At 62.5% G+C, this 6241-nt stretch carries 6 protein-coding genes and 1 pseudogene; 5 read left to right on the top strand and 2 right to left on the bottom strand.

Annotated features, from left to right (window positions below):
• The 3 genes and pseudogenes from BMY03_RS26480 to BMY03_RS20390 all read left to right on the top strand — a co-directional run.
• Nucleotides 1-294, top strand: a pseudogene (locus BMY03_RS26480) (hypothetical protein); the annotation flags it as partial.
• A 313-nt stretch (nucleotides 295-607) separates the two neighbouring features.
• The gene (gene rhtA, locus BMY03_RS20395) at nucleotides 608-1495 is read left to right on the top strand and encodes a threonine/homoserine exporter RhtA (protein ID WP_094012101.1); all 888 of its coding nucleotides are present in this window, start codon (nucleotides 608-610) and stop codon (nucleotides 1493-1495) included.
• 186 nt (nucleotides 1496-1681) lie between these two features.
• Nucleotides 1682-1963, top strand: a complete 282-nt coding sequence (locus BMY03_RS20390) for a hypothetical protein (RefSeq protein ID WP_023631461.1) — start codon at nucleotides 1682-1684, stop codon at nucleotides 1961-1963.
• Between the two features lie 40 nt (nucleotides 1964-2003).
• Here BMY03_RS20390 and BMY03_RS20385 read toward each other — a convergent pair whose 3' ends face one another.
• A complete protein-coding gene (locus tag BMY03_RS20385) occupies nucleotides 2004-3806 on the bottom strand; it encodes an aminopeptidase P family protein (protein WP_094012100.1) in 1803 nt (600 codons plus the stop codon).
• Nucleotides 3807-4001: 195 nt separating this feature from the next.
• Between BMY03_RS20385 and BMY03_RS20380 the strand changes: the two genes are divergently transcribed.
• Nucleotides 4002-5114 carry a DUF3182 family protein gene (locus tag BMY03_RS20380; RefSeq protein WP_371041589.1) on the top strand — a complete coding sequence of 371 codons (1113 nt, stop codon included), beginning with the start codon at nucleotides 4002-4004 and terminating at the stop codon, nucleotides 5112-5114.
• A complete protein-coding gene (locus BMY03_RS20375) occupies nucleotides 5098-5868 on the top strand; it encodes an alpha/beta hydrolase family protein (RefSeq protein ID WP_094012099.1) in 771 nt (256 codons plus the stop codon). The genes BMY03_RS20380 and BMY03_RS20375 overlap by 17 nt, the downstream gene beginning before the upstream one ends.
• Here BMY03_RS20375 and BMY03_RS20370 read toward each other — a convergent pair.
• The gene (locus BMY03_RS20370) at nucleotides 5847-6227 is read right to left on the bottom strand and encodes an antibiotic biosynthesis monooxygenase (protein WP_023631465.1); all 381 of its coding nucleotides are present in this window, start codon (nucleotides 6225-6227) and stop codon (nucleotides 5847-5849) included. The genes BMY03_RS20375 and BMY03_RS20370 overlap by 22 nt on opposite strands.
• Nucleotides 6228-6241 lie beyond the last annotated feature (14 nt).

Genomic DNA, 6241 nt, shown 5'->3' with positions numbered 1-6241 from the left:
CTGCTTGGGTTTTTAAGAAACCCTAAACTTGGCTCAGCAATCTCAAATGACTATGTGATTTCTCGCATGGCCACTTGTGATGCTGATAATCTTGGCGACTATCAGTCCATACTCACAAGCACCCACACGAATTGCTTGATTCAATTTGTTAAAGAGCGTTTGGTTAAGAGCTTTTCGTCTCAGCCGAGGCGCGCATTCTACGCTTTCCTCATTGGCTGTCAAGCGTTTATTTTGAAGTATTTTGCGAGAAACCCGTTCAACTTCAAACACTTGACTCGCTGCGATCTCTCGTAGCGGGAGGCGAATCATACAGCGTTACAACCTGCTGTCAACTGCCTTTTTCACCGCTGCCGACCTGGTGATCGAAGCACCTCCGATACTACCTGAAACACTCAACTCATTGATTAACAAGAGGTTTTGCGTTTCGACTACGTCGGAAGTGGGGCGCATTATAAGGGGATCTGGAAGCCCGTCAACCTTTTATTTCAGGAATAGGAAAAGAACCGTGTCAGGGCTATCAGATGCTATTCGCATCCCGACCTTGCCAATACACATCCCGCTGCGCACTATATTGCGCACCCTTGCGCTTACAACAACGGAACCCAACATGAATTCCCCCCAACGCAGCCTGGCCACCACGCTGTTCCCCATCGGCTTGCTGCTGATCGCCATGGCTTCCATCCAGTCCGGAGCCTCGCTGGCCAAGAGCATGTTCCCAGTTGTTGGCGCCCAAGGCACCACAGCGCTGCGCCTCATCTTCGCCAGCATCATCATGCTGATTATATTGAGGCCCTGGCGCGCGCGCCTGGACGCCAGCACCCTGCGCAGCGTGATCATCTACGGCATGGCCCTGGGCGGCATGAACTTCCTCTTCTATATGTCCCTGCGTAGCGTGCCTCTCGGTATCGCTGTGGCGCTCGAATTCACCGGACCACTCGCGGTGGCGCTGTGGGCCTCGCGCCGAGCGCTGGATTTCCTGTGGATCGCCCTGGCAGTCGCCGGGCTGTTGCTGCTGATCCCCGTAGGCCAGACCGGCGCCAGCCTCGACCCGATCGGCGCAGCCTACGCCCTGGGCGCCGGTGTGTGCTGGGCGCTGTATATCCTCTATGGGCAGAAAGCCGGTGCCGAGAACGGCATCCAGACTGCCGCCCTGGGCGTAGTGATCGCCGCGCTGTTCGTCGCCCCCATCGGTATCGCCCATGCCGGCGCCGCATTGCTCACCCCTGCCCTGCTGCCGGTTGCCCTGGGCGTGGCGATCTTGTCCACCGCGCTACCCTACAGCCTGGAAATGGTCGCCCTGACCCGTATGCCCGCACGCACCTTCGGCACACTGATGAGCATCGAACCGGCCTTTGGCGCATTGTCCGGGCTGCTGTTCCTGGGCGAGCAGCTCACACTCTGGCAATGGCTGGCCATTCTCGCCATCATCACCGCCTCGGTGGGCGCTACCCTTTCCATGAAACGGGACGCGGCGCCACCCGTGGCTGCCGATTGATTTGAGAAATATTTTCATTTAGGCATCCAGCAGCCTTGTACCACCCGGCGTGGCTGATTAAGCTGTCACCAGATCATAATCTTGACGCTATCTACTGAGCGGCACATGGACGCCAGAGACCATCAGGGAAGAGGCAAAGCGCAAACTTCAGGCCCATTAATGTAGTCGGGCCGTATAAGGACAGGAATGAAACGTATTTTGCTCATCCTGGGCATCCTGGCCATCGCTGGATGTGCCGCGACAGCCAATACCGAGGTGAAACGAGGGAAAAAAGGCCTGCATATCAATTGCTCGGGACTCTCCTCGTCGTGGGAGAGGTGCTACAGCAAGGCCGCCAGCTCCTGCAGCAGCAAGGGCTATAAGGTCATCGCCCGCTCCGGTGACACCGACGAAGAGCCTGGCGATTACGTATTCGGCATAAACCCTGCCGGCTACACCAGCCGCAGCATGATCGTGATTTGCAAGTAACAGATGCATGAAGGGCAGCCAATGGCTGCCCTTTTCACATTCAGAGAGGTGCGGTCCGCCGTTCCAGCCAGGCCAGCGCTTCACCTTCCAGCAAAGGAGCAAGCCGCTCCCGTACTGTCTGGTGATAGCCATTCAACCAGGCGATATCCTCGCTGCCCAGCGCCTCGACCAACAGGCAGCGCGTGTCGATCGGGCACAGGGTCAAGGTTTCGAACGCCAGGAACTCGCCAAACTCGCTGGTGCCGACCTCGCGATTGACCACCAGGTTCTCGATACGCACCCCCCACTGCCCCGGCCGGTAGGTCCCAGGCTCGATCGAGCTGATCATCCCCGGCTGCATGGCTGTCTGCGGCGTGGCGGCCGCCTGGTAGGCGATCACCTGCGGGCCTTCGTGCACATTCATGAAGTAGCCGACACCGTGGCCGGTGCCATGCCCGTAATCGACCTGGTCGGCCCAGATCGGCGCGCGGGCGATGGCATCGAGCAGCGGCGAGAGGATCCCACGCGGGAACCTGGCCCTGGACAGCGCGATCATACCCTTGAGCACCCGCGAGCAATCCGCCTTCTGTTCGCGGCTCGGTTCACCAATCGGCACCATTCGCGTGATATCGGTTGTCCCGCCCAGGTACTGGCCACCCGAATCGATCAACAGCAAGCCATTGCCCTCGATCACGGCATGTGACTGCTCGGTGGCGCGGTAGTGCGGCATGGCGCCATTGCCGTTGTAGGCCGCGATGGTGGAAAAACTCAGCGACACGAAACCCGGACGGCGGGCACGGGCCGCGCTGAGCTGATCGTCGATGGTCAGCTCGGTAATGCGTTGCGTCCCCAGGTTCGTTTCAAGCCAGGCGAAGAACTCGCACAGCGCCGCGCCGTCCTGCTCCATGGCCTGACGGATATGGGCGAGATCCCCTTCACCCTTGCGCGACTTGCTCAAGGTCGTCGGATTGATGCCCTCGACCAGCCGCACCTGCTCATGCAGGTTATCCAGCAGCCCACGGGTGACCCGTGCCGGATCCACCAGCAGGCTGGCCGTGGCCGGAATCGCCGACAACGCGTCGCCGACCGCTTCATAGTCACGAACCTCGATACCATCGGCCGCCAACACTTGGCGCAGGTGCCCATCAACCTTGTCGCGCCCGACGAACAGGTACGCCTTGTCCTGGCTGAGCAACGCGAAAGAGACGAACACGGGGTTGTAGGAAACGTCGCTGCCACGCAGATTGAACAGCCAGGCGATATCGTCGAGCGTGGCAATAAAATGCCAGTCGGCGCCTTTTTCCTGCAGGGTGCCCCGCAGCTCGGCAAGCTTTTGCGCACGATTGACGGTCGCATGGGGCGGCAGGTGCTGGTAGACCGGATTGCCCGGCAGCGATGGCCGGTCGCTCCAGACCTCGGTCAGCAGATCGAGATCCGTACGCAGCTTTGCGCCCCGCGCTTGCAGACGCTCGCTTAACTGGCGGGCAGCGGCCACTGCCATGACCGCACCATCCACAGCCACGGTACCGTCGACCTCCGCCCCCAACCACTCCAACGCGCCTGGCTGCCCAGGCCGCAGCTTCATCAGTTCGATGCCACTGCCGGCCAGCTCCTTGTTCGCTTGCTCCCAATAGCGACTGTCAGCCCAGAGCCCAGCAAAATCCGCCGTGACCACCAGCGTACCCACCGACCCCTCGAAACCGGACAACCATTGCCGCCCCTGCCAATAGCCAGGCAGGTACTCGGACAGATGCGGGTCGGCCGAGGGCACCAGCAGGGCAGCAACGCCCTCCCGGGCCATGGCCTCGCGCACGCGGGCAAGGCGCGCCGGTACGGATTCGTGAAGCGGGGACTGACTGTTCATGCGCACTCCTGCGGATAGGTGTCGACGGGTCCAGGCCATCGATAATGAAACAGCTGGCGGGCGCCCGCAATCACCACGACCGTAACAAGGCATGCAGTGCCCCAAGTGTCCTGCCGACCGTCGATCCTTGCTCCTGAACTAAACAGCCTGCGCGCCTTCCCACCTCTTACACCCCCTGCGAACGCGAGGCTGGCCATGCCCCACTCCCGCGAACCGAAAAGCGCTGTCGTACTGCTCGATACCCGCGAGCACACACCCGAACACGAGCGGGCGACCCAACTGAGGATCGCCGAGTACCTGGCACGCCTGTTGGGCATCGAGCGCGTCGAGCCAACGCCTCTACCCGACACCGAAGCATGCTGTTACTACGTGCCGAGCGAAACCCTGGTCGATCCGGCGCGTCAGACGATGCTCGGCATCCAGGACGAGAACGACCTTTTCGGCGGAGCCGTCAGTCATCCGCACCTCGCTACCAAGGCTATCTCCCACCCGGTGCCTGCCGACGCCAGCTTCCCGCCCGGCTGGACCGATGCGTTTGCACGGCAAGCCTGCGATGCCCTGCTCCGTGGCTATACGGTGTTTTGCAAAGACGACGCCCGCCGGGCGGCCGAGCTGCTGCTGCGCGAGGGGCCGGTACGCATCAAGCCGGTGCTGGCCTGCGCCGGTCGAGGCCAGCAGGTCATCACCGACGCCCAGGCCCTGGAACCGTTGCTGGAGGGCATGGACGAACAGACGTTGGCACTGTGGGGCCTGGTCCTGGAAGAAGACCTCGACAATGTCGAGACCTTCAGCGTCGGCCAGGTCCGCGTGGCAGGGCTGACCCTCAGCTACCACGGTATCCAGCACCTGACCCGCGACCACGCTGGCACCGAGGTGTACGGCGGCTCCGATCTGGTGCTCGTGCGTGGCGACTACCAGAAATTGCTGCAATTGCCGCTTGCGGATCACCTGCGCCTGGCCATCACCCAGGCCATGGCCTACGAACAGGCCGCCGAACGTTACTTCCCCGGTTTTATCGCTTCACGCCGAAACTATGACATCGCCCGCGGCCGTGATAGCCACGGCCACCTGCGCAGTGGCGTGCTCGAACAATCCTGGCGCCTGGGTGGCGCCAGCCCGGCCGAGGTTCTGGCACTGACGGCCTTCGCCGAGGATCCGGCGCTGCAGCGGTTATGCGCATCGACCCACGAGGTGTTCGGCCGGGCGCGACTGCCCGCCGACGCCACACTGTTCTTTCAGGGGCACGACAGTGAACTTGGACAACTCAGCAAATATGCACGGATACGCGACCATGACCATCGAGAGTGAGATCGTGGAACTGCACGTCGAAGGGGAAAGCATCGCCGGCACGCTGGTCAGCCCCGGCAGCCGCATGCCAGGGATTCTTTTCGTCCATGGCTGGGGCGGCAGCCAACAGCGCGACCTGGCCCGCGCCCGGCAGATCACCGGGTTGGGCTGCGTATGCATGACCTTCGACCTGCGCGGCCACGAAAAGACCGAGAGCCAGCGCCTGACCGTCACCCGCGAACAGAACCTGGCCGACCTGCTCGCCGCCTACGACCGGCTGGCGAGTCACCCGTCAGTCGATCCCGGCGCCATTGCCGTGATCGGCAGCAGCTACGGCGGTTACCTGGCCACTCTGCTCACCCCGCACCGCCCCGTGAAGTGGCTGGCGCTGAGGGTACCGGCCCTGTACTGGGACGATGAATGGGACGCGCCCAAGCAAGCCCTGGATCGCCAGCGCCTGAACGCCTACCGCCTGCGCCCCCTCGGACCGGCCGACAACCGCGCCCTGGCAGCCTGCGCCGAGTTTGCCGGCGATGTGCTGCTAGTGGAGTCCGAACAGGATGACTACGTTCCCCACAGCACGCTGATGAGCTACCGCTCGGCGTTCGTCAGCGCCCATTCGATGACCCATCGCCTGGTCGATGGTGCCGACCATGCGTTGTCCAGCGAGGAAAGCCAGAAGGCCTACAGCGCGATGCTCACGGCCTGGATCAGCGAGATGGTCATCGGCGCGCGCCTGGACCGCTATCCGCACTATGCGCCCTGGTACGCCTGAGTACTGCCCAGCTGGCAATGCAGACCACCATCGGTGCCGCGCACAAGACTACGCAAGGTCTGGTAGGCGGCGAAATTCACCCCGCGCGCCTGGTGTTCGCCCAGCAGGTCGAGGAACGGTTCCTCGATGAAGCTTCCCGCGGCTGCCGCCCATGCCTGGCGTGATTGCCAGCGCAGGAGCTGGAGCACCCGGCGACCGTCGTCACTGACCTGGATGCTGACGCTCAGCAAGCCGTCGCAGCGTTGCGCCAGGTGTTCGCTGCGCACCACCAGCGCCTCGGCCAGGGCATCCTGGCGCAGTGGTGGGACGTCGTACTCGATCATCTGGGTGAACCACAGGGAATGGGTGTTGGCCGCCATGTTGCTTCTCCTCG

Origin of the sequence: Pseudomonas soli, from assembly GCF_900110655.1 — a bacterium.
GTDB lineage: Bacteria > Pseudomonadota > Gammaproteobacteria > Pseudomonadales > Pseudomonadaceae > Aquipseudomonas > Aquipseudomonas soli.
The sequence above is the reverse complement of the archived record's forward strand: the minus strand, read 5'-3'. Positions and strand labels throughout refer to the sequence as shown.